This window comes from Candidatus Hodarchaeum mangrovi (genome assembly GCF_975850365.1).
The window spans coordinates 1-23827 of sequence record NZ_CDLCQJ010000008.1 but is presented as its reverse complement, the minus strand read 5'-3'; the positions used below and the strand labels follow the sequence as shown (position 1 = coordinate 23827).

The 23827-nt window shown below is 32.4% G+C and carries 20 protein-coding genes; 13 read left to right on the top strand and 7 right to left on the bottom strand.

Annotated features, from left to right (window positions below; translation table 11 throughout):
• The first annotated feature begins 59 nt into the window (after positions 1-59).
• Both ACWVCY_RS01160 and ACWVCY_RS01155 read left to right on the top strand, forming a co-directional pair.
• Positions 60-1022, top strand: coding sequence for a replication factor C small subunit (locus ACWVCY_RS01160; RefSeq protein ID WP_455139731.1), 963 nt, complete (start codon positions 60-62; stop codon positions 1020-1022).
• Positions 1023-1033: 11 nt separating this feature from the next.
• Positions 1034-2602 carry an AAA family ATPase gene (locus ACWVCY_RS01155; protein ID WP_455139635.1) on the top strand — a complete coding sequence of 523 codons (1569 nt, stop codon included), beginning with the start codon at positions 1034-1036 and terminating at the stop codon, positions 2600-2602.
• A gap of 10 nt (positions 2603-2612) precedes the next feature.
• Here ACWVCY_RS01155 and ACWVCY_RS01150 read toward each other — a convergent pair whose 3' ends face one another.
• Positions 2613-4508, bottom strand: a complete 1896-nt coding sequence (locus ACWVCY_RS01150) for a tetratricopeptide repeat protein (protein WP_455139633.1) — start codon at positions 4506-4508, stop codon at positions 2613-2615.
• 91 nt (positions 4509-4599) lie between these two features.
• Here ACWVCY_RS01150 and ACWVCY_RS01145 point away from each other — a divergent pair, with 91 nt between their 5' ends.
• The 3 genes from ACWVCY_RS01145 to ACWVCY_RS01135 all read left to right on the top strand — a co-directional run bounded on the left by ACWVCY_RS01145 (position 4600) and on the right by ACWVCY_RS01135 (position 7141).
• Positions 4600-5685, top strand: a complete 1086-nt coding sequence (locus ACWVCY_RS01145; protein WP_455139631.1) for a M24 family metallopeptidase — start codon at positions 4600-4602, stop codon at positions 5683-5685.
• A 114-nt stretch (positions 5686-5799) separates the two neighbouring features.
• Positions 5800-6813: a PhoU domain-containing protein gene (locus ACWVCY_RS01140; protein ID WP_455139629.1), complete on the top strand. Its 1014-nt coding sequence runs from the start codon at positions 5800-5802 to the stop codon at positions 6811-6813.
• A 97-nt stretch (positions 6814-6910) separates the two neighbouring features.
• Positions 6911-7141: a NifU family protein gene (locus ACWVCY_RS01135; protein WP_455139627.1), complete on the top strand. Its 231-nt coding sequence runs from the start codon at positions 6911-6913 to the stop codon at positions 7139-7141.
• Positions 7142-7245: 104 nt separating this feature from the next.
• On the opposite strand, the gene ACWVCY_RS01130 is transcribed toward ACWVCY_RS01135, so the two are convergent.
• Positions 7246-8022 carry an alpha/beta hydrolase gene (locus tag ACWVCY_RS01130; RefSeq protein ID WP_455139625.1) on the bottom strand — a complete coding sequence of 259 codons (777 nt, stop codon included), beginning with the start codon at positions 8020-8022 and terminating at the stop codon, positions 7246-7248.
• A 136-nt stretch (positions 8023-8158) separates the two neighbouring features.
• Here ACWVCY_RS01130 and ACWVCY_RS01125 point away from each other — a divergent pair, with 136 nt between their 5' ends.
• The 5 genes from ACWVCY_RS01125 to ACWVCY_RS01105 all read left to right on the top strand — a co-directional run bounded on the left by ACWVCY_RS01125 (position 8159) and on the right by ACWVCY_RS01105 (position 14603).
• Positions 8159-9523: a hypothetical protein gene (locus ACWVCY_RS01125; protein ID WP_455139623.1), complete on the top strand. Its 1365-nt coding sequence runs from the start codon at positions 8159-8161 to the stop codon at positions 9521-9523.
• Positions 9524-9546: 23 nt separating this feature from the next.
• Positions 9547-10425 carry a hypothetical protein gene (locus ACWVCY_RS01120; protein ID WP_455139621.1) on the top strand — a complete coding sequence of 293 codons (879 nt, stop codon included), beginning with the start codon at positions 9547-9549 and terminating at the stop codon, positions 10423-10425.
• Positions 10426-10726: 301 nt separating this feature from the next.
• Positions 10727-12586 (top strand): hypothetical protein, encoded by a 1860-nt coding sequence (locus ACWVCY_RS01115; RefSeq protein ID WP_455139619.1) that lies wholly within the window; start codon positions 10727-10729, stop codon positions 12584-12586.
• A 158-nt stretch (positions 12587-12744) separates the two neighbouring features.
• Positions 12745-13161, top strand: a complete 417-nt coding sequence (locus ACWVCY_RS01110) for an archease (RefSeq protein WP_455139617.1) — start codon at positions 12745-12747, stop codon at positions 13159-13161.
• Positions 13161-14603: an RtcB family protein gene (locus tag ACWVCY_RS01105; RefSeq protein ID WP_455139615.1), complete on the top strand. Its 1443-nt coding sequence runs from the start codon at positions 13161-13163 to the stop codon at positions 14601-14603. Before ACWVCY_RS01110 ends, ACWVCY_RS01105 begins: the two co-directional genes overlap by 1 nt.
• Before the next feature lie 21 nt (positions 14604-14624).
• Here the strand turns inward: ACWVCY_RS01105 and ACWVCY_RS01100 are convergent, their stop codons facing one another.
• The 3 genes from ACWVCY_RS01100 to ACWVCY_RS01090 all read right to left on the bottom strand — a co-directional run bounded on the left by ACWVCY_RS01100 (position 14625) and on the right by ACWVCY_RS01090 (position 17707).
• Positions 14625-15329, bottom strand: coding sequence for a DUF1405 domain-containing protein (locus tag ACWVCY_RS01100; RefSeq protein WP_455139613.1), 705 nt, complete (start codon positions 15327-15329; stop codon positions 14625-14627).
• Between the two features lie 180 nt (positions 15330-15509).
• The gene (locus ACWVCY_RS01095) at positions 15510-16166 is read right to left on the bottom strand and encodes an MBL fold metallo-hydrolase (RefSeq protein WP_455139611.1); all 657 of its coding nucleotides are present in this window, start codon (positions 16164-16166) and stop codon (positions 15510-15512) included.
• A 341-nt stretch (positions 16167-16507) separates the two neighbouring features.
• Positions 16508-17707, bottom strand: coding sequence for an acyltransferase family protein (locus ACWVCY_RS01090; protein ID WP_455139609.1), 1200 nt, complete (start codon positions 17705-17707; stop codon positions 16508-16510).
• A gap of 358 nt (positions 17708-18065) precedes the next feature.
• On the opposite strand from ACWVCY_RS01090, the gene ACWVCY_RS01085 reads away from it, so the two are divergent.
• Positions 18066-18872 carry a hypothetical protein gene (locus tag ACWVCY_RS01085; RefSeq protein WP_455139607.1) on the top strand — a complete coding sequence of 269 codons (807 nt, stop codon included), beginning with the start codon at positions 18066-18068 and terminating at the stop codon, positions 18870-18872.
• 2 nt (positions 18873-18874) lie between these two features.
• Here ACWVCY_RS01085 and aspS read toward each other — a convergent pair whose 3' ends face one another.
• Positions 18875-20200, bottom strand: a complete 1326-nt coding sequence (gene aspS, locus ACWVCY_RS01080) for an aspartate--tRNA(Asn) ligase (RefSeq protein ID WP_455139605.1) — start codon at positions 20198-20200, stop codon at positions 18875-18877.
• 130 nt (positions 20201-20330) lie between these two features.
• Here aspS and trxB point away from each other — a divergent pair, with 130 nt between their 5' ends.
• Both trxB and ACWVCY_RS01070 read left to right on the top strand, forming a co-directional pair.
• Positions 20331-21299: a thioredoxin-disulfide reductase gene (trxB, locus tag ACWVCY_RS01075; protein ID WP_455139603.1), complete on the top strand. Its 969-nt coding sequence runs from the start codon at positions 20331-20333 to the stop codon at positions 21297-21299.
• On the top strand, positions 21292-22191 hold the full coding sequence (locus tag ACWVCY_RS01070; RefSeq protein WP_455139601.1) for a M55 family metallopeptidase: 900 nt from the start codon (positions 21292-21294) through the stop codon (positions 22189-22191). Before trxB ends, ACWVCY_RS01070 begins: the two co-directional genes overlap by 8 nt.
• Before the next feature lie 28 nt (positions 22192-22219).
• Here ACWVCY_RS01070 and ACWVCY_RS01065 read toward each other — a convergent pair.
• Positions 22220-23827: hypothetical protein (locus ACWVCY_RS01065; protein ID WP_455139599.1), on the bottom strand; the 1608-nt coding region annotated here is incomplete at its 5' end.

Here is a 23827-nt window from a genome sequence, read left to right as displayed (position 1 = left end):
TTCCTAATTTTTTTCCTTAAATTTAACCCAAGGTATGTCAAGTGGTAACTATTGAGCGAATGTGGACTGAATCTTTTCGCCCTAGAACCTTAGCTGAGGTTGTCGGACAGCAAGAGATTATTGAAAGATTGGTTCAGCTTGTTCAAAAAACTGATTTTCCACATATGTTGTTTTCTGGTCCGCCTGGTGTAGGTAAAACTACATGTGCAGAAGCAATTGTTAATGAAATTTTTATTCCCTCCGAACGCTCAGCGAATGTTAAACGTTTGAATGCTTCTGATGATAGGGGTATTAATGTAGTTCGTCAAGATATTAAAAATTTTGCTCGCGTTCTTCCTTCAGGAAAAACAAGTTTCAAGATAATCATTTTGGACGAAGCAGACCAGATGACAAGCGACGCACAACATGCACTTCGACGTACAATGGAAACTTACAATGAAATAACTCGTTTCATTCTGATTTGTAATTATAGTTCTCGTATTATCACCCCTATTCAATCCAGATGTGCTATATTTCGTTTTAAAAGTTTAAAGAAGGAAGATGTTATTTCGAGACTTAAAAAAATCGCTAGTGAAAAGAATTTAACTGTAGATAAAGATGCATTAAATGCTCTTTTTGATTCTTCATCAGGTGATATGAGACAGGCAATTAATACCCTCCAAGCAGCATCTTCCATTGCCTCAAATGTTACTGCAGAAGTAGTATACCAAATACAGGGTTACGTTAAACCTTCTGAAATTCGGGGAATAATTGTTGAATGCATAAAACCCAAACCAAATTTTAATACAGCGAAAAATAATCTAAGAGTACTCATGGAGACATATGGACTTTCTGGTCAAGATCTAGTTAAGCATTTAAACTCTGAATTGAGTGCAATGTCTTCAGATGATATTCCTGATCCTGTGAAGTTTGCAGCATTATCTATGCTTTCAGAACTTGATTATAGGATTGCTATAGGTTGTAATCCTCAAATTCAATTCGATGCGTTCCTTGCCAATCTTATTGCATCTGCACAGAAATAGAGGAAAGAATCTTGGTTTCATGGACGCAAAAATATGCACCTAAGCGTCGGTCTGAAATAGTAGGAAACATAGAATCAGTTAATTCGATTGTTGGATATTTAAATCGTTTCCGTAATCCTGATCTTGAGTTAAAAAAACGTGCTTTATTATTATATGGTCCCCCTGGAATTGGAAAGACAAGTTCAGTAATAGCTATTGCCAAAAGTTTAAAGTTTGATGTTTTTACTGTTAATGCAAGTGATCAACGGAATAAATTATCATTGCAAAGTGTAAAACAAGCATCTATGTTTAATTCGTTAAAAGAGAGCTTAAATAAGCAAATTATAGGTAAAATATTATTAATTGATGAAATTGATGGATTAAGTGGAACTGCAGATCGTGGAGGGATTAGAGAAATTATCGAAATAATTCATGATACACGTGCACCAATTATTTTAACAGCAAACGATATTTCAGATCAAAAGTTTAATACATTAAAGAAATATTGTGAGCTTCGAGAGTTTTTCCCTCCCTCTTCAAAAGAAATTCTTGATATAATGAGACGTATTTCAGAAAAAGAGTCCATTGAAGTTACCGATTTAACTTTATATAAATTAATAGAATTGAGTGAGAATGATATTCGTGGATCCATAAATTCATTACAAACCATTGCAACTGGAACCAAAAATATCGCTGAAGAGGATTTAGAAGTTCTTTCCAAACGAGACAGAAGTATTCTATTCACTGAGTTCTTAAACATTTTATTTATCGATCGTGATGGAGATCTAGCTCATAAACAAACTAAAATGTTGAGCAATATGGATTATTCAAAACTATTATTTTTAATTAGAGATCTTCTCCCTAAATTTATTAATCCTTCCGATTACCAACAAAATGCTAGTATATACGAGGTTCTAGCACGAGCTGATTTGGCTTTGACAAGAGCTCAAAGTGAACAAATCTGGTCTCAATTAAGTTATTTTTATACCTTCCTGACAAAAGAACTTGCTACTCTTGTTCCTTCTGGTTCTAACTTCCCAACCTTGCAGGAATGGCAATTACAAATCCCTTCTTATTGGATTACTTTATCGAGGCAAAAAAAACCTGCTAAAATCGGATCAAAAGTAGGTTTAATTTGTCATGTATCAACACAAGAAGCAATAAGCTTTTATTTTCCATATCTTCGAATTATTTTTAATAAAGACTCAAATTTAGCAGCACATCTTGCTATTGATTTCAAACTTTTTGATACTGAACCTGGCAAAAAGAAAGAAAAAATTATCTGGAATGGAGAAATCGATTATTTTTCTACAGATAAAACAATAAATAGAGAAATTAAGAAAAAAATACGTGAGTTATATCCTCAGATTGAACGAATTACATCACTTGAGGTGGAAAGAGAGTTATTAAAAGAGATACAAGAACAACATAATCAAGCTAAACAAAAAATTCGTGAAGAAAAAAGAAATGCAGAAAATAACAAAAAAAGGCGTACTGGTAAAGAAAAAACAAAAGAAAAACCTCTAAAGGATCCAAGTCTTGAAAAAAAGCAATTTTCACAAAAGAAAATAAAAACCAAATCCTTAAGTGATTTTTTTTGACCATTAATTACTATGAATATTCTTTTAGAAGAAATTCGGCCTTATTTATTAAGAACCAAATTTCATGGTTTTTTAGTTCTATTAGTATGTTCCGAAGTTCGTTTAATCCCTCAAAATGATTTCCTTGTTCAATCGTCAATTGGATTTTCATTAATAAAGTGTTGTATTGAAATGCTAGGGATCCTGACATTAATGCTGATTCTTCTGCAATTTTACAATGATGATCTGCAAGTTTTAAATTCCCTTTTTGAATAGCAATCTGAGAAAGATGTAAATTTGCTTCTACTTTTATTTTTAAATCAGCTAGATCGGATTTTACTATTTCTAGAGCATTGTAATAACTTTTTGAAGCATTATCAAAGTCCTGCATTAGAAGAAAAATGTATCCTTTACTTAGATAAATATGTGAAAGTCCATGTATCGAATTCCATTCCATTAACACCTGCTCGGCTCTTTGAACGAGTTTTAATGCTTGAGACTCGTGTGAATGAAGTGCAAGAATTTCAGCAAGTAAAGCTACATTTATAGGATTTATGGAGTCTTTCGTTCTAAACAATGGTTGTAGAACATGGATAGCATGGGAAAACTCATTTAAGTTTCTATAGAGTGTAGCCTCTTCCCTTAAGAATCTACTATATGAAGGAGTAACCTCTAGCGAATTTAGATTTAATTCATTTTTCCTGTCAAACAGATATCGTGCTTCATTCAATCTTCCTCGATAAACAGCAATATGTCCTTTTAGCTGAAAAATCTCAAGCTTTAACAAATTTTGCTGGAGCTCCGGAATTTTTAAGTGAATTAATGATCTTTCAGCAAAAGAGAGATGTTCCTCTGCTTTATTCCATGCATTTAGACCAGTTAAAGTTCGTGCATAATTAAGATTTGCTTCTAAGAAATGAAATCCCTTCAATTTCCCTTCAGTGGCTCTAATGGCTGAATTTAAATATTTAAGAGACCATTCCTGAGATTCTGAAAATCGACTTAGATTATAGAAAAAATTGCTGAGTTGTTCTTCCGCATTCATTATATAAAAATGTTCATTTGATTGATAATAAAGATCTATTTCAGAAGAAAGATGATCTAAGGTTTTTTTATAATTTCCATTTTGCCAATAGGTTTCAGCAAGCAGAGAATGGATTTTGCTGATCTCTGGAAAATTTTTACTAGTTTCGTATAAATCAAGAGCCTTTTTGAAAATTTTTATAGCCTCTATTGAAGTAGTTTGGTTGCATTGAAATAGTTTTCCAATTAAAACTAAAAAATCAGCCAGAAAATTTGATGAATCAACTTTCTCAAGGATTGTGATGATTTGTTTTAATAATCGAAGAGAATCTTGAAAATTTCCTAAAGAATAAGCGTTTTCAGCCTCATTGAGAATGTCAATGATTTGGATAAAAAGGGGTTGTTCTTCAGTCAGAGTATAATATTTGACTAGATCAACAAGATTTGAAGCTACATTAAATTTTTCAAGAAAATAATAAAATTTTTCGTTTAAGAAAGGCTTGAATTCAGGTTCTATCAGAACATTAAAGATATTTTTGAGTTCATGCTTTTGAATATAATTCCAGATTATTTTAGCGGTTTTTTTTTCGGATTCACCTTTATTTTTTCCCTCTTTTAAAAATTTAGAAAAAAAATCTTTGAATATCTTTAAGAAAGTTTGTTGAAACTTATATGCAGCTTTATATTCTTCGTTTTTAGCGGATAATTCCTCTGTGATAACCTCCGAAAAAAGTTTATGACTAAGTAGATAATCTTGGTTAAAAATCTTGAGGGATTTTATCTCGGAAATAATATTATTAGGCTTTAAATTGCTATAGATAGGATTTAATTGATCTAAATCACCTAAATATCGCTTATTAACAATATTAAATGAGAATTCCGATGAATCGTTTGTCTTATTCATATCTAATTCAACATTATAATAATCGAAATAATAATTTAAGACTGACTAATTAGACTGAAAAACCTGAAACTTATAAAATGGTGGTAGTCTCATGGTAAATCAAACCCGAATTGTTAAAGTTCAAGAGCGAATGTGTCAAATTAACATTGATTCAATAATTATTCCATTAGGAATCAATTTTAGATGGTTATTTGGAATTTTAGAGGATCCAAGTGAAAGATTAATTATAGCATATGTTCATTCGGAGACCGAACCCGTTCTAATAGCTCCTAGTTTTGAAGTAGCAAGATTCAAACGATTAACTAATATAAAGAATTGTATAGGATGGGAAGAGACGGATAATCCATATTCTATGCTTAAAACATTGATTCCTAATCAAAATGGGGTTAATATTGCACTAGAACCTAAAATGTGGTACTCAATTTTCAATACAATTGCTAAAGAACTTCCGTCTTGCAATTATACTGATGCTGGAAATATTTTTAATCATCTTCGTGCGATTAAAGATGAAAATGAGCAAAAATTGTTATTGAAAGCGTCTAAAAAGTCGGGAGATGTCATTATTCAAACATTACAAGAACTTGAAATAGGAATTTCAGAGATGGAAGTTCAAAATATTTTGAAAGAGAGGCTAATATGGGAATCGGCAGGTAAAGCTTCCTCATTAGTACAATTTGGGAATAATTCTTCATTTCCTCATTATCATGGCGGAGAAAAAAGATTAGAGAAAGATAGTGTTGTTTTAATAGATGCTGGAGGGACTTTGAATGATTATTGGGGAGATATAACAATTACGACTTTTTTTGGATCAGCTCCCCGAAAATTTAAGCGTATTTACGATATAGTATATAATGCAAATAAAATAGGAAAGGAAGCGGTAATTAAAAATACCATTCCTTCTGAAATCGATAGACAAGTCCGAGGATACATTACACAAGCAAATTTTGGTAAATATTTTACACATCGCACAGGACATGGAATTGGCTTGGAGATTCATGAACATCCATACATCTTCGGGAACAATTCTGAAGCTCTTGTAGAAGGGAATGCATTCACTATTGAACCAGGGGTCTATATACCTGGTGAATTCGGAATTAGGATTGAAGATAATCTAATAAAAACAAAGAATGGATATAATTCAACTGAGATCCCTCGATATGAAATCCTAGAAATTTAAGTAAATTCATATAGTATACAAACTAAAAGTTTTTTACAAGTACTTAAAAACAAAAATTGAAGTATTTTTCACCCCTAGTCATATAATAAGAAGATCTCTTGGAGAATCTCCAAAATGGAAATAAGAAAAATACAAGTTACAGGTGCAGGGGATACTAGGATTATCTCTTTACCTAAAGATTGGGCTGAGCGGTATAACTTAGATAGGGGTGCGATAGTTATTATCCGTGAACTCTCAACTGGAGAGCTCATCCTTTACCCACAAAAAACTCCTGATGAATATCAAAAGAGAGTTACACGAATTTATGAATCTCCTCACGCTAGTAGAGATGTTTTAACTGCTTATTTGCTTGGTAGTGATATTATAATAGTTTATTCGAAGAAAGGTTTGCCATTAACAAGAAAAAGTGAGATCAGGGGCTTGTCAAGACAATTGATAGGATTAGAAATCTTAGGAGAAACCAAGGAAAGCATAGAACTTCATTTTTTAATAGATTCAAGTTCATTACCTAACCCTCTTGAATATGTAAGAAGATGTTTTTCAATAGCAAATCAAATGCAGACTGATGTCATTACAGCGTTTCTTCATGGGGATGTTGCATTAGCTGAAGAAGTAATAGAAAGAGATATTGAAGTTAATCGGTTATATTTTTTAATAGTTAGAATGCTTAAAATTATGGTTGATGATAAAAGAGAAATATCGAATTTAAAATCAACTGAATGCTTAGATTGGAGAATGGTTGCCACATATGGAGAGGATTTAGGAGATGCAGCAGCAGAGTTTGCTGAAATTCTTAAAAACAATCCAAATATGAAAGATTTACTCCCAAATGCTACAGCAAATAAAATTAAAAATTTAAGTAATTTAATAACCGAAGTTATTGAAAGAACATTAGAATGCTTTTTTGAACAAAATGTTGTTTGTGCAGAAGAAATTAAAGAGCATATATCAACAAAATTGAAGAATACACACTTGGAGATACAAAATGACATTGCAAAATTAAATAAAGAAGCTGTATGGCAATTATCTTCATTATTGAACTTATTTAATATTCTTCGGGCAACTACTATTGATATTGGTGATCTTATTATAGCAAATGACACTTCTCTTACATTAAATAGTGATTAAAACACATAACGGAAAGGATAACGAAATGCTAATAAATCATTGTTAACTTTCTTTAAACAAACAAATTAGTATTTTTAATTAAGGAGATTACTATTAAATGTCAATTAAAGAAGATATTGCCCAATCATTAGAAAAACTTCGCCCCTATCTACAGAGAGATGGAGGAGATGTTGAATTTGTGGATTACGATGTAGATCATGGAATTTTGAAAGTGAAATTAATGGGGAGTTGCGCAGGGTGTCCTTATTCGCAAATGACTCTCTCATCTGGGATTAAAAATGAATTAAAAAAACAATTTCCCCAATTGCAGGAAGTACTAAGTGTATAAGAAATTTTATAAAATTCCTTTTAATATAATTTTGGTCATAACTATTAATAAAATAAGGGGAGGTTTGAGTATTATAATTTCTGTCATTTTACGTAATGCTTTAACTAACCAATTAGAAATTCATAAATTCTATTGAATAGTTGAGGTGCATCTGGCTCTGTTGTAAAATTGTGTGCTGAATTTCTGAAAATTTCTTTAATTATTAAGTTTCTTTCAATAAATTTCTGTTCTATTGCTTGATTAAGAGCTGGAATTGATATTGTATTATCCAATGCTCCATAAGCTATTAGAGTTGGAATAGAAATGTTCATTGGTTTTTTCTTAATATACTGGGATAATTTTTGAAATTCGAAAACGCTAAGCGTTGGATAATAATAATAGGCATATAGATTATGATCTTTATAATATTGTAAGACACGATTACCTTTATAGTGATATTTCCTAATATATTTTAGAAATCGTGTAAGTTTGGTTAATTTTGATTTTAGATCGAAAGCGGGAGCGAGTAAAACTAATTTAGGAATTATTTCATTAGATTTCTTGGTAGTTAATTCTAGTGCAAGAAGAGCTCCTGTGGATATCCCAATAGGTACAACTTGTGGGCAATGTTCTTTAACGGTGTCAAATCCCTCCTCTACAGACTGAAACCAGTCTCTCCACGAATATTTAGGTAAATCAGTATATTTAGTACCGTGTCCTGCAAGACACACTCCATGAGTAGTAAATCCTTTTTTATGTAAAAATTTTCCGAGAGGAAGCATTTCTGATGGAGATGCTGTTAAACCATGAATCAAGAGAACACCGATATTATTTGAACCTCCATAGAAAAATGGTTTCGCCAAATATTTTAATTTTTCTAGTTTATCATCTGTTTGATTCATAATTAAAGCTCCTAAATGGATTTAGCAGAATTTTATAACTTTATATCAGTTTTTAATGAGTTACCGAAAACTTCAAGAATCATGTAACAATTTCTATTAAAGTAGTTAATGCTAGCTTTAATCGAGAGATGAACTAATGCAAAAAAGGCTTATTTTATTTTCAAAGGATTTTTTTGCGTTAGTTCTGATTCTATTCACTTTTACCATTCTTATAAATCCCCTTGATCACATTTCTAGTCAAACAGACACAACAGAGAAACCTATTAGGATTGTTCAAACCAGTGTTCCATGGCATGGTGGTATGAACTCAATTCAAGCTATCACAGAGTCTAGTATGATAGGTATCTTATATAGAAACAATGAAAATCCAGCACCATTGTATCTTGTGACAGATTTTTCTCAAAAATTAGCAAGTGTAGAAATTTTTACCAGACAAGGAACATTATACGATCGAACAATCTTGCAAACACGTAACACTTTCGCAATTCAAATTTTAAATTTAGTTGAATTTGAGGATAAAAATGAGAATGGTATCTTTGACAGATTTAATGAAACAGTTCTTCAACGGCGTATAGATCTATCCCAAGTAATATTTAATGTTCAAACTTCCCAATCTGTATCTGAAGAGAACCAATTGGTATATCAATTAGAATTGAAAGCATCAAATGTTGACTATGAACGAATCTCTCAGATCCCCTATCCAGATAAACTAGAGGAACTTTCATTCTCTTTTAATTTGGAAGTAATATTGGAAAACGTAAAAATTAACGAGATTCCTAACATTAAAATCCAACCTAAGGACAGAGAAGTTCAAATAACTTGTGATTTCCAGAATAAAGTTATTAATGCTATTAAATTAACCCCTCGATTAAAGTTTTCATGTAATATAAATGGTTGGGATTTTCTCTTTCCTCGCTCCAAATTATTTTTAGAACTAAGAGCTTTTTCCAATGAGGAAATTCTGACATCATTTAAAGCATTAGCTGGAATGACAATTACAAGGCAAGCACTTAAACAGACAAATCTTCTTAGCAGGCTACAATTTAATGCTACTCGTACGGGAATAGTTGAGGATATCAACCTAGATCATAATAAGAACCAAACTGTAGACTATTCTGATTATTTATTCTCAGGATCCAAATTTTCTTTGAGAAGCACCTTTAGGGAGTTTCTACAATTTTCTTGGGTTCAAGATACAGTAGTTGATAATAATAGTTTACAAATGAGATTTCAGCTATTAGAAACTGGGGAAATTCAAGCTAGAATTAGACCTCAGTCAAATAATACAGTATCTGCAATTTTTATAAGAGCTGGATTCATTTTTCCTCAAGGTTTGGACATATTTTATGATCCTGAACTTTCTGTTGAAGAAATTAATCCTTTAATTACAATTTTTGCCCCTCCCAATCGATCCTTGCTTCAGCCAAGCAGTATTTTAATGTTGTCATCTGGTTTTGTGCTTGGTATCTTGATAATAATTCGTCAAGTATTTCGTCGATAAGCAGGAAAAATTGAGAGAGATCAATGTCCGAAGAAGCACCTACCAATTCTGAAAGCAAGAATCTCCCTGAGATCTATGCTGCACTTGGACATGCGATCAGGTATGATATAATAAATTATTTAGGAGCTTTTCATCGTCCTATCCATTATACAGAACTAGTTGAATGGTTACAGATAAAACCTGGATCTTTTTATTTTCATATTAAGAAACTAACGCTATTAGTTGCTCAAGATGAAGAAAAAAGATTTTACTTAACTCCTTTAGGGACTTTTGCATTAGAAATGATAAAATCCAGTCAAATTGCTGGATCAATAGATGCTAAACCTTTACCTGTGGACATTTCCAAAGAAGAAACTTACCCTATACGATTCAAAACGACTTTTTTTGGAGAATTCATTAGAAGACTTTCATTTAATCGAAAATTTGTAGGATTAATGGTTATAACAGTATTAATCCAAATCATTCTCCTAGATACAGCTCAATTAGGAATTATTCCCTTTTATTTAGATGGAGATTTACATTTTGGGATTATAGCCTGTTTTATTGAGTTCTCCCTTTCGTTAGTTATAGTTTGGTTATTCTTAGAATTTTTAATAAGATTATTTACCCCTATAAAAGGTTTTACGATTGATCTTTTACTTGGTTTACCTCTAGCAATGTCTCCTCTCTTTATATATCCATCTTTAGTAATTCTGAGTGAAAGGATTTCATTTCTTACAAATTTCATTTCAAATAGCTCTATATCAATCGCTCTAATGTTTTTTTTACAATTACTAAGTGCTATATTTTTAATTCAACTCCTTCAAGTCATCAAAAGAGTTAATTTTGAAAAAGCAATGATACCAGTGTTTATTACCCTTTATAGCTTTAGTTTTTTGAGTTTCCTTTATACTAGTTTATAAATTGTAAAAAGGTTCAAGGATTATTGAAAAGTAATTTTATTGAATTGTATCTCCTTTCTGCCCTAAATTTAGATTAAAAACGGTTATGGATACTTTAACAAAAATTATTTATATAACTCGGTAATATAAAGAATTAAAATAACACAACAAATCATTTAAACTAGTGATTCTGTCAAAAAAGGCATTTTCAAGAAGTTCAACATTCATATAAGATTTCCTTTTTGAAGTATAATTAGTAAATATTTATCACAATCTAATTCCTAATAAATTAAAATGAGTGAAAAATAAAGAGGTATAATTTATGATAAAAAAATCAATTAAAAAAGGACTTTTATTTATTTTTACAATAAGTGTCTTGCTAGGAATGACTTGGACTCAATCTACCGCAGATATGGAAGCTATTACTCCAATACAAATAGCTCGCCCCCAAGGAACTCAAATGATGCAGATGCATAAAGCTTTACTCTGGCTAGTTGCTAATATGCAAAGTGCTAATTTTACACCTGATAATGTATATTATGGTGTTTATAATAGCGTAGGAAGCTACTCTTATCCAGTGATTGGAGTAAGGGAACGAAATATTACGTTAGATTTAAGACCTTTGATTTATGGCTTAAATACCACAATCGCTCGATTGGAAAACGATGTTAAGACGGATCCAACCGTATTAACTTACCTAAATACTCTAAGAGCAGAATTATTGGTTCATCAGAGTATAAATATTTATGACAAAATTGACTCTAACATCCTAGTGGAAGCAGTTCATGATCGAAAGGCAGTAACCATATTTTACGATAAGGATACAAGTGTAATCCAAGGTATTGCAAAAATAAAGAATAATGAATCGATTAGTACACAACTTTTTACAGGAGATGAAATTCTTAGTAATATTTATCTTTCCTTGGTTCGTGATAAAGTTTCTGGAAGCTTGGAAGTGATTAATCAATGGCAATTCGAAGATGGATCAGATGCTTCTTTACTTAAGGGATTTATTAAACGCCTGACCAGTAATAAATGGTTAACCCAAGAATTAAAATTCTTATTTAATATTCGAGGAATTAATGTACTACAATCTTTACTCGCTCCTGATTATGCCCTGTTTAATTATCCATTAGTTAATCCAAGAGTCATTGAAAGAAATAGTTTTGAGATTTCCCAATTGCGAATTGATGAATTAACACTTCAGAAAGTAGGATCTAATCTTTTAGTCCAAGAATACGACTACAAATATATCGAACATCATTTAGTAGGCACATTAGTCTATAATGATACAAATAACAATGGGATGATGGATATAGGAGTTCAAAATGCTACCATTGGACCATATAATGTTGCATATCCAACGATTGGAGACGAAGCTAAGTTTAGATTTGATATGAAGGATATAGGGGAAAGAATTTATTCCCGCCCAGTAACTACAAATAATATTTTGGAATTTGGGTCAAATTATACAGATGTTAAAGGCATTTTGCAACCACTATCAGCAAACCAGGATTTATCTCTTCTTAATCAGAGTTCAGAGCTACATACAATTGATGAAGTTTCCACACTCTTCCATTTCAGTGTAAATAACGATGAAGGAAGCATTTCACTTAAATTTGACTATGTTATAGGTGAATGGGATTCAGCTTCTGAACTGCAAGGATTAGGCCTCAACCAGCTTATGGCCTCTACTGTTGTCGATGCAAAAAAAGAGAGATTCTTTCAATGGAGAGTTGAAAATGACAGTATAATCTCTGATGAAAATGCAAATGCTACAAAAGTTTCACGTTTTCGATTTGTTGATTCAGAGGAACTATTTGGTGAAATTCGATTGGATGACATCCCTTATTTTTGGGATGTATCTCAAATTGAAGTAAATGCAGTTGGGCAATTAATTCCTATGAACCTAATTGAGCTAACCTATGGGCATATTTCAAGTCAAGCAGATATGATTCGTGTATTCAGAGGAACAACAGACCGAAAAACTTTCCTTTATTCGGTTTCTTACCCTAAATGGGATGGCCTTCGAATTGTACATGATCCAGCTTATGTTGTAACTGGTGGTGAAGGTGCTACTAGTGATGGTACTGGAATCATACCTGGATTTGAGTTTACTACCATTTTCTTTGCGATCCCAACATTTATTATCATTGACATTTACCGACGAAAACGTCGGTAATATCTTTTTTTTATTAGATTATATGATTGGGATTGGGAATCCCTAGTTTTAAGATTTCATGGATAAAAAAATTTAACTATCTATATATGCCTTGATTATAAAAAACATTAGAATATCTAACCTAATTAAAGGTTAATTAAGATGTATTGAGGCAATAAATGATGTCTTATGAATATTTTGAACATCGTGCTGATATTGGAATACGCGGGATAGGAGAAAATATTAAAGAAGCCTTTGAACAGGTTGCAATAGCTTTATTTGCAATTATGGTCGAAATTCAAGAAGTTGAAGAGAAAGAAATAGAAAGAGTTACTGTAAAAGGATTAGATTATGAAGAACTTCTTATGGCATGGTTAAGTGAGTTGCTTTATCTCAAAGATGTGGGGAATAAAATGTATTCAAAATTTCGCATTTTTAAAATAGAAGAGACAAATTTAAATGCTGAAATTTTAGGTGAAAAAATCGATCTAAAGAAACATAAACTAAAACTTGAAGTAAAAGCTGCAACATGGACTCAGCTTGAAGTTAAAGAATTAAATAATAAATGGATAGCACAATGTGTGGTGGATGTTTAATGGAAAAACAAGAAGATTTTATTAAAGAAGTTAAAGGAAGAAAAAATCTCTGGACAATACCCCAAAGAGGTAATATGAGAGTACCTGCTTTTATATATGGAGATAGTGTCATTATAGATGAATTAAGGGCAGACTATCAACGGGATAGGAGCGCGACACGACAAATGATAAATGTAGCTTCACTACCAGGGATTCAGAAAGGTATGCTAGCAATGAGTGATGTCCATCCTGGATATGGATTTCCCATCGGTGGTGTTGCTGCATTTGATGCAGAGGAGGGTGTTGTTAGTATGGCTGGTGTTGGATATGATATCAACTGTGGAGTCAGAACTATGGTCACAGACCTCACTATTAATGATCTAAATGTTAAAAAGGAAGAATTAATCAATGAACTTTTTAGGACTGTACCTGCAGGATTGGGAAAACCTGGAAAAGTTAAATTAACAATGGCACAGGTTGATGAATTATTAATAGGTGGAGCTCCATATGTGGTGGAATTGGGTTATGGGAATGAAGAAGATCTCTTGTTTTCAGAACAGAAAGGGGTAGTTAAAGGAGCAAATCCTGCAAATGTTAGTGATAAAGCAAAAAGACGCCAATATGATCAAATTGGTACCTTGGGATCTGGTAATCATTATCTAGAATTACAAATTGTAGATAGGATTTTTGATGAAGATGCTGCTAAATCTTTTGGTCTCTCCAAAGATCAGGTATTAACGACCCTGCATTGTGGGTCACGGGGTTTAGGACATCAAATAGGAACAGATTATTCCACTCTTCTTGTGAGAGCATCAAAGAAATATAATTTACCTCTTCCAGATAAGGAGTTAGGTTCTGCACCAATAACAAGTGAAGAAGGCCAGAAATATATATCAGCAGTAAATGCTGGTATTAATGCCGCTTTAGCAAATCGACAAGTTATTGCACATCTTGTAAGAGAGGCCTTTCAGAAGGTGTTCAACGCTGAAATTCATCAGCTTTATGATATAGGGCATAATACATGTAAATTTGAAGAACATGGTGGGAAAAAAGTATTAGTTCATCGAAAAGGATCTACACGTGCCTTTGGTCCAGGTCACCCTGAACTTCATCCGCGATATCAGTCAGTTGGGCAACCAGTATTGATTGGTGGGACAATGGGTACCTCTTCATATATCCTAACAGGTACAAAATTAGGTATGGAAGAAACTTTTGGGAGTTCATGTCATGGAGCAGGACGGAGCATGTCACGTACCCAAGCAAAGAAAAAATATTGGGGAAAGACTGTCGTACAAAGCTTGGCTGAAAAAGGAATAACTATTAAAGCACATAGTTTTGCTGGGGTGGCTGAAGAAGCGCCAGGTGCGTATAAAGATGTTAATAGAGTTGTAAATGCCATGCATGACTCTGGTGTCATAAAAAAAGTAGCTCAAGTTCGCCCAGTTGGAGTTATAAAGGGCTAATTATCTTTTTCTTTTTATTAATTATACATCATCATCTAGAAATGATGAAACAATGGGGACTTTATAATAATTTAATCGGGAATTGAGGGAATTTTTCAGTAGTTTTGGGTACTCAAAGGTAAAAATGCTTCCAATTATAAAAATAAACAGATTTGCAATAATATAAACTAATAAAAAAAACTGAATGTGTGTATATGTGATAGAGTAATTAGGAAAAGTAAGGAAAACAAAATCAGCAATATCATTTATGATTAACCAGCTAAAACCAATAGAAAAATTAAGAGTAGATCTCTCAAGGAAAAAAATGACTAGAAAGAGGCCTTCTAGAAATAATATGAGATGAAAATAATCTAGGGGAAAAATATTGGGCAATTTAATCCCTAAGATAGGAGGAGCGTGATAATGTTCAGGGAAAGCAATAAAGAGACTAGGAGCTACTAATCCAATTTTAATAAGTGAAAATGCTACAGCCCAAATTAGTGGTTGCATAGAATTTTTAACCTTTTCGGGTTTGATTAAGAGTCCTGCGAACAATAAGGTATACAAAGGGCAATCAGGGATAAATAACCATAATAAAAACAGGATACCTTCAGTTTGAGGAAGATAATGGAATAGACCAACGACTCCCCAGAAAAGATTAAGGAAAATTAGAGAAATTAATAGAGCTCTTTTGGTTAAAAGTCTAATAAACAACCTATGTTTTACTGTTAACACTGGTTGGGTCATTGGCATCGCATCGAAGGGGAGTAGATTAAACCAATTAATATCAATTTATATAAATTATTGCATATTGAAGCAAAACCAATTATTCTATTTTATTTAATCACCTTCTAATCATTATAGAATGTAATTAAATCTCCTCCAATTTAATAAAAACGGCTTTACTGGCTTAGATTTTTAGAAAAGCTAAAGAGAAGGTATAATCACCTCACAAGAGACACCTTCTTTAAATTCTTTTGCCATAGATTTATCTCCAACAATTGCTCCAAAGTGCATTGGAATTACTAATTTTGGTTGAAGAACTGCAGTGGCTTCAATGGCTTCTTTGGCTGTCATTACATAAGTACCGCTAACTGGTAGTAAAGCGACATCGGACTTAAAATATTTCATCTCAGGAATTTTATCTGTGTCTCCTGCATGATAAACACGGACTCCGTCAATAGTTAATATTACACCGACTTTATTGTCTTCTTTTGGATGAAAAGGTTTTCCTGGTGATCTAAACTTATTTACATTATATGCTGGTACAAATTCAAGAACAATTGAGTCAATTTTCTCTTTAATGTTTGGTTTAACGATCCTTAATGATTTCTTTTTAAGAGGGGCTAGTTTGTCTTTTGCAGCTTCTATTCCAAATATTATAGTATCGGAAGAAGTAAATTGTGCTAAATCAGCAGGAGAACAATGATCTCCATGTTCATGAGTACTAATTAAGATATTTACTGGTTTGAAATCTCCTTTTACCTCATATGGGTCAATACAAATTGTTTGTCCAGTTTTACTTGTAATTAAGAATCCATCATGTCCTAACCATTTAAAAGTGATACCTTCATAATTGATCATTCTCTTCACACCTTTAATTTGTTAAAATTTTCTTTAATTGTTTAATTATTGAGGTAATAAACTTTATGAATATATAAATTAAATTCATTTACTTTTGAAGTTCTGCAGTGTATTTGATTATCAATTTTTTGTATTGCTTGCAGGAATTGATTCAAAGATATTGGTTATACTTTAAAATTATTAATTTTATGATTACTTTTCATGTCATTTCTTAAATTTACGAACAGGAGTAATTAAATTTAGAATCAATTCTTTATTTTTCTCTCAAACTCTTCTAATAAAATCGATATCTTAATTGGTAGATTATTATTAATACGATAGATTTTAGACTTGAAAGCTCATTAGATCTTTAATTTAGTAGATTTTTTAGTTTTCATCCCAAAGAATGGTTGTAAAAAACTAATTCGCTTAATAATCAGTTCATAAAGTGTAATCGTGGTTATAAATGATCCTAATACAACTATTGGGAGCTTTATAAAGATATTAGTATTCCATTGCACTACAAAAAAAGCTATAATAATTATTATTGGTTGATGGATCATATAAAAAGGCATTATAGCTTTCTTAGAGTATTGGAGCCATGAATTGCTGAAGTTTAGGAAACGTATACCAATGAAAAGAATAGAGAGAATCCAACTCCAAGCATCAATTGTGACTATAGTCCAAATAAAATAAAACTCAGGAATATTCGGTGTTTCAGACCAAGTAAAAGGGTCACCAATGAAGGATGTTATCACAAGAGTAGCCATAGAAGCAATTGCAATAGTGAATACAAGCAATCTATCCTTCTGAATGCTTTTTATAAAACGTTCATCAGCAAATAAAATATACCCTAATATGAAACAAGCAAATTGGAAGCAAAAATCGGCCCAGTCATGCTCAAGCGGAAATAAAGGTTGGAGAACGAGTTGAATAAACAAAAGAGGGATAAAAAATACCATAATTCCACCATGTTTTTCAGATAATTTTGCTAACCATGAAATGATGCGTTTTCCTGTTTCTTCTTTCAACCAAAAAAAAATAGGAAGAGCAAGAACTGAGAAAGAAAATAAAAATCCTATAAACCATAGATGATATCCCAAAGCTCCGAACCACATAGGACTGAATCCACAATTTCGATCAATAACGAATTCCAGAAAATTACTCTGAAGAATTCCTTTTTGAGTTTTATGTAACCACTCGAAATAAAGCATGGCTGGCATAAACATGATGGATCCGAAAATATAGGGAATCATAAGACGTTTAAACCGTTCCTCGACATATTGTCGTGCAGTACGTTTGCGAAGTGCGAAAAAACTTCCTGCACCTGAAAGTAGGAAAAATAATGGCATTCCCCATAAATCAAAAAATGTAAGTATAATTGATAGTTCCAAACTTAAATCATTGTTTTTAATATGCCAAACGCCTAAATCAAAGGGGTGGACTGCGTGAAAAAGAAAAACACCGAGTATGGCTAACACACGTAACCAATCAATATAATGCAATCTAATTGATTCTTTAACAGGGTAATCAGAACGTTGAGAAATTTCCTTAACTTTCAAATCACTCTACCTTTCTGTTTTATAAAATAAAATCAATACTAATATTAGATAAGAATAAATTTTAACTTTTTTAATCACTTTGATTCTCTCAAAAACTTTTTAACATTTAAGGATGTAAAGAACTCCTCATATTTATTTATTATGCCGTAGAACAGTATTTTCATCCTTTTGTACTCTCTAAGTTAACAAAAAAGATCCTTTTTATTTATAATTATCTTTCCTATAAATGTTTATTGTAAATGTAAAATAAATAAGCCCAAACGAAAATTAGGTACTTAAAATTATAATTAGAAGTCTTTTTGTTTAAATAATATTTAATCGAAACGAATAAAGGAATCTATAGTGAAGATTTAATGTAATGAAAAGAGACCTTCTACATACTTATTTAGAGAAAATTCAAAGTTTAATTTCTGAAAAATATAAAGATAGCGTGGTTTCCCTTATTTTATTTGGATCATTGACATCTAACAAATCCATGAAATCATTCTCAACAGATGTTGACTTAATAATCGTTGTAAAGGATCTTTGTTCCAAAACTATAAAGAATGAAATAATTAGAAAAATACGAGCAATAGAAAAACAATTATTGGTTTCATATGGTGCTGATGGGTTAATTTCAGGAATTCAAAGAGCAACAGGTATGTTTACCAATCAATTTGTTTGTAATTATTCTGATTTCCTGTACAGACGATTTCATAGAGTATTTTGTGTCAATCGATTTATAAGTTCAATTTTAGCTCCTCAAAACTCCGTATGGTTCTCATTAAAAAATAATTATCAGATTTTATTTGGTGAGGACTTAATAAAACAATGGATTTCTATACCAAATTTAACACAATATGATTATAGCAGATCCCTATTCATGAACTGGTTTTTATCAATAGGAGCTGCTATATTATGTATTTTTGATAGCAATGCTTTGAAATTTTCAATGGAAGCAATAAAATGGAGTCTTTTTACATGGAGAAATTTCCTAAATCTAAAGACTAATACTATTGAAGAGATAATGAAGAATTATTTCTCCGAAAATATATTTTCCATAGAGTTAAACGGATTAAAGGAATTTTTGCTTTATCGAAGTAAAAAAAGAAAAAGAAGATCATTGGCTATATATGGGGTAATTTTAATTCCTTTTATACATCTCAGAATTCATAAATTTAGATAAAACTAGGGAATGTAAATTTCTGGAGTTCTTGGGAACATACTAGTCTCTCTGATGTGATTTAATTTAGTAATCCATCGAATGAGACGTTCAAAACCTAATCCAAATCCCGCATGAGGTGGCATACCATATCGAAACATACGAAGATACCATTCAAAGTTCTCAGGATTAAATCCCTTTTCCAAAATTCTTTGGTTCAATATATTGTAGTTAACAACTCTTTGTCCACCACTGGACATTTCTCCAAATCCCTCTGGAGCATTAAGATCTAATGATTTTGTTATGGAAGGCTTTTCAGGATCTGTAGAATAATACATACCTCTGAGTTCGGTGGGAAACTCTGTAATAAAGAATGGTTCTTTAAAATGCAGAGAAAGTGCAAATTCAGCTGGAGCCCCAAAATCTTCATCAAAATTCTCTTCAATACCTAATGTAGATAGTAATTCTTTTGCTTTATAAAAAGAAAGTTTAATAAATGGTTTTTTTGGAATATGAAGTTCTCTTTCTAACAGTTTCAATTGAGAAGAAGCTTGTGCTTTTACATCAGAAAGAACAGAGATGATCAAATCTTCCTGAACTTCCATCAATTCGATTTCTGTAGCAAATGCAATTTCTGTTTCGATTTGGTGAAATTCAGTGATGTGTTTTGGTGTATGAAATTTCTCTGCTCTCCATGAAGGAATGATACCAAATACTTTCTCATGACAACATAGTGCTGCTTGTTTATAGAATTGACATGATTGGGCTAAAACTGCTGATTGACCAAAATAATCCAGTTTAAATTGTTCTGCTCCTCCCTCTGTTGAGGCTGCGAGGATATAAGGGGTGAATATCTCAAAAAATCCCTTTTTAACATAGAAATCACGTATTGCTTTTGCTATGATGCTTTTAATTTCCATTACTGCCACAATTTCTGGATCGCGGATTGAAAGCTCACGAAATTTAAATACAGTATCGATTTCCATTTGTGTTTTTTTCTTAGTCAAATCAATTGGAAATTTACTTTCAGCAATTGTATGAATTTTTATATTTATAGGAATGAGTTCTGCTCCAAGCATTGACCGCTCATCTATTTTAATTCTACCATTTATCGATACAACCGATTCGATTGTTAGCGATTTAGCCCTATCCCAAATTTCATCCATTGTTTTTCTTTGATTTAAAGTTACTTGACAAATTCCTGATTGATCTCTTATTGTAAGAAAGAGTAACCGACCTTTATCTCGGATTTGTTGAACCCATCCTGCGATAAGAACTTCTAGCCCATTATTTGTGCTATTAACATCAGTGCATAAATGAGTTCGCCATTTAGAGTTAACTGCGTATCTCATATCTCGATACCTCTCTGTAGAACCACAACAAGTAACCTCCTATTAAGATACTTTAACCTCAAGACAAAGAATTTAAAATGTTGAAAGTTGAAAATAATCTAAAAATTTTCTAGTCTGGAGACAGAATCCAATGCAACTTTTCTTACATAAAAAGTCATCTTCGGAAGACATAAATCCCAATCAGGAGTTAATTATAATTGGAAGTGGACCTGCAGGGCTAACAGCTGCTATTTATGCTGCTCGTGCGCAACTTCATCCACTCGTTATTACTGGAGTGGAAGCAGGTGGTCAACTTATGACGACCACAGAAGTCGAGAACTTTCCAGGATTTCCCGATAGCATTCAAGGACCCAACTTAATTGCAGGTATGAGGTTGCAAGCACAAAGACTTGGGGCGATATTTATAGAGGAAAATGTGTTTGATGTTAATTTTAACCAACACCCTTTTATTCTATTGACAGAAACACAACAATTTCATTCCAAGTCAGTAATTATAGCTACAGGTGCTGAACCCAAAAGACTTGGATTAGATTCAGAGGCTAAATTAAGTGGAAGAGGTTTATCCTATTGTGCTACTTGCGACGCGCCTTTTTTCAAAGATGTAGAAGCTGCAGTGATCGGAGCAGGAGATGCTGCATTTGAAGAAGCTTTATTTTTATCAAAATATGCGACTAATGTTAAGATAATATACCGTGGATCCAAAGAGAAAATACGTGCAAATAAACTTCTTCAGAAAAGAGCTTTTGAAAATTCTAAAATAGAAATAATTTATAATACAGTTGTAACTAGAATTTTGGGTGAAGAACGGTTAACTGGTATATTAGTAAAAGATAACTTTAATGATATGGAGTATGAAATTCCCTTAGGTGGTTTATTAATAGCAATTGGTCATATCCCTCAAACACAATTATTTGAAGGAAAAATCGAATTGAATAATGGTTATATAAAGCATATTAAGCATACTATGACAAGTATACCCGGAATCTTTGCTGCCGGAGATGTTGTAGATTTTAGATATCGTCAAGCAATTACAGCAGCTGGTCAAGGATGTCAAGCAGCTTTAGATGCTGAAAAATGGTTGCAAAATCCTGTTGACTAATAATACAAAAATGCGCTATCTACTTATGATTGATTTGGAGGGAGCATCTGGAATATATAATCAACAACAATGCTCCACAGGGACTAAGCAATGGTATGAAGCTAAAATAAATTTAACTAATAATGTTAATGCAGTGATCAAAGGAATTTATTCTGCTGATAAAAATGCTAAAATTGTTGTGAGAGATCTTCATAATCAAGGATATAATATTCATCGCAAAAACCTTCCAAAAACAGTTCATTATATTGGGGGTCCATACCATAAACCAATAATGTGGTTTGGAGACTTAAGAAATTTTGATTTAGCATTTATGGTCGGGATTCATGCACGCTCTGGGGAAGAAGGTTTTCAGCCTCACACACAATGCCTTGAGTTTTCCAAGGTAATAATAAATGGAAAACCTGTTACTGAGGTTGAATTTACAGCATCGTTGATAACAGAAAAAATTTCACCCGCTTATCCGATCGGTTTTGTTTCTGGGGAAAATATAGCAATTAAGCAGGTTAAGGAAAGCTTACCATGGGTAATTGCTGTGCAGATCCAAAAAAAAATTCCAAATGAGGATTTTACAAAAATTATAGATATTGAAAACCAGTTACTCACAAAAAAGGCTAGATTAACAGTTGAAAACAGGACAAAATTTCAGCTTTTTCAATTTGACCATCCTTTAAACATAGAAATTTCATATTATAATAGTCATTTGGCAAAAAAGGTAGCTAAACGGTGGAAGATGACATTAAAAGATGATCATCAAACTCTTGTATTTGTAGTACCAGACACACACGCTTTTATATATCAAGTAATCGAAATAATGTTTTTAACACCAAAAATGAAATTTTTACTACCTTTTACTCCCTTATTACGACCGATATACCGATTTTTAGCTTTATAAAAAAGAAAAAGAGAGGGAATTAAGATCCTCAACTGAATATATCTACTAAATCTATGGAATCCATATATTCAAAAAAATCTTGGATTAAACTTGCATATCCACCTGCTTCTACAAGGTTCGCAGCTGCCTTTAATGCTGCAATACTAATATAGATACCATGTGCAAGTCCAGCTATTGATTTTGGATTCGCATTTGGCTCTGGATCTGCTGGAGGTGAAGGGTAATAAAGGTTTCTTTGCCATTTTGTTTTCACTGTATTAGAAATAAATTCTGCTGAACCTACAGCTGACCAAGCATTGGACGCGTTTGCTTTAGAAAAGGTCATCATCTCTTCTGATTGATTAACTCGTATATCTGAAGCGAAATAAGTAAAAAATAAGTCATATTCGTGAGTTTCGTTGTCTGCTGTTATATTTGCATTGAATCGTGCTTCAGTGTATGATTGGTTAAATAATGCAAATCCTGTAGTAAAAGATTCTACTGAATATACCGTTTCAGCAAGAGCTGTTATCAAGTATCCTATCGCTGTTATGTTACCACTAAACTGGCTTAACATTGATGTAAAATCTTCAAGCATAGAACTAAGGGAACCATCTGCCATGGCACCATAATTCTTTTCTGATAAGGTAGCACTAAGAGAAGTCGCCTGTTCAATATTATCCCCAGCTGCTTGATAACTTGAATCTGCTATCGATACATTTGTTGATAATGGACCAAAATCATATGTAAGAATTTCGCTTGAACTGAAATTCAGTTCATTAATCTCAACTAAGACATCTTTGATATATGTATATGCTTGTGTACTATTTGCAGCAGCTAATGTAAACCAAGTAAGAAGTTTAGTCATATCTTTAATGATTTCTACAATACCCCAGAAAGGAATTGGTGAATCAGGATTTAATCCAGAAGTGTCAATTGCATTCATTGTTGTGTTTGCTAGGCCAAGATCTCCAGCTGCTCCATCCATCCATGTATGAGCGCTTTTAAAATCACTATCACCAAGGTCTCCTATGGCCAAGGTAGTTTTATAGGTTGCATTCAAGAAATAAATAGCACCATTTGCAACTTCAAGAATGACACCATATCCAACCCCTAATTCATCTAATATTTCTCCGATCATACTGAGAGTTCCGGCATCTTCAGTAACAACCTGATTAAATATGCTTCTTGCAGTATCTAATGCACTTAATACTCCAGCTTGTGAGAGATTGAAATAATTGATAGCAGTTGAAAGATTACCTAAACCTAGTTGGTATTCGGGATTATAAGTAGAGGTTAAAGAACCACCTGTTCCCCCACCAATATCAGAATCTCCTAAAATAGAAAAAGTCTTATTAAAGCCATTAACAAAAGCGTTGAATCCTAGCAACAGATAAGGTAATTCCTTTGAAATATCAGCAAGAATTTCTGAAATATCTAGGATTAAAGGGAGTTGTTGCATGTTTAAACCACCATAAGTGGTTCCTTCAGGGAAGAGTGCATCAATAAGCAGTGAAGCAAGGAAATTTCCTTGAACTTGATCGAAAGCTAAAGCAGATCTTTTGAATAGTTCTTGAGCTTTCTCAGCAGCAGCTGTCAAACTCGCTAACACCATTGGGTCATTTAAATCTATATCTACAGTTTGAGCACCTGAACC

Bases quoted from the DNA above. Each gene is read 5' to 3' on its own strand.
- ACWVCY_RS01160 (WP_455139731.1), top strand. From the start codon at position 60: ATGTGGACTGAATCTTTTCGCCCTAGAACCTTAGCTGAGGTTGTCGGA.
- ACWVCY_RS01150 (WP_455139633.1), bottom strand. From the start codon at position 4,508: ATGAATAAGACAAACGATTCATCGGAATTCTCATTTAATATTGTTAAT.
- ACWVCY_RS01145 (WP_455139631.1), top strand. From the start codon at position 4,600: ATGGTAAATCAAACCCGAATTGTTAAAGTTCAAGAGCGAATGTGTCAA.
- ACWVCY_RS01140 (WP_455139629.1), top strand. From the start codon at position 5,800: ATGGAAATAAGAAAAATACAAGTTACAGGTGCAGGGGATACTAGGATT.
- ACWVCY_RS01135 (WP_455139627.1), top strand. From the start codon at position 6,911: ATGTCAATTAAAGAAGATATTGCCCAATCATTAGAAAAACTTCGCCCC.
- ACWVCY_RS01130 (WP_455139625.1), bottom strand. From the start codon at position 8,022: ATGAATCAAACAGATGATAAACTAGAAAAATTAAAATATTTGGCGAAA.
- ACWVCY_RS01125 (WP_455139623.1), top strand. From the start codon at position 8,159: ATGCAAAAAAGGCTTATTTTATTTTCAAAGGATTTTTTTGCGTTAGTT.
- ACWVCY_RS01120 (WP_455139621.1), top strand. From the start codon at position 9,547: ATGTCCGAAGAAGCACCTACCAATTCTGAAAGCAAGAATCTCCCTGAG.
- ACWVCY_RS01115 (WP_455139619.1), top strand. From the start codon at position 10,727: ATGATAAAAAAATCAATTAAAAAAGGACTTTTATTTATTTTTACAATA.
- ACWVCY_RS01110 (WP_455139617.1), top strand. From the start codon at position 12,745: ATGATGTCTTATGAATATTTTGAACATCGTGCTGATATTGGAATACGC.
- ACWVCY_RS01105 (WP_455139615.1), top strand. From the start codon at position 13,161: ATGGAAAAACAAGAAGATTTTATTAAAGAAGTTAAAGGAAGAAAAAAT.
- ACWVCY_RS01100 (WP_455139613.1), bottom strand. From the start codon at position 15,329: ATGACCCAACCAGTGTTAACAGTAAAACATAGGTTGTTTATTAGACTT.
- ACWVCY_RS01095 (WP_455139611.1), bottom strand. From the start codon at position 16,166: ATGATCAATTATGAAGGTATCACTTTTAAATGGTTAGGACATGATGGA.
- ACWVCY_RS01085 (WP_455139607.1), top strand. From the start codon at position 18,066: ATGAAAAGAGACCTTCTACATACTTATTTAGAGAAAATTCAAAGTTTA.
- aspS (WP_455139605.1), bottom strand. From the start codon at position 20,200: ATGAGATACGCAGTTAACTCTAAATGGCGAACTCATTTATGCACTGAT.
- trxB (WP_455139603.1), top strand. From the start codon at position 20,331: ATGCAACTTTTCTTACATAAAAAGTCATCTTCGGAAGACATAAATCCC.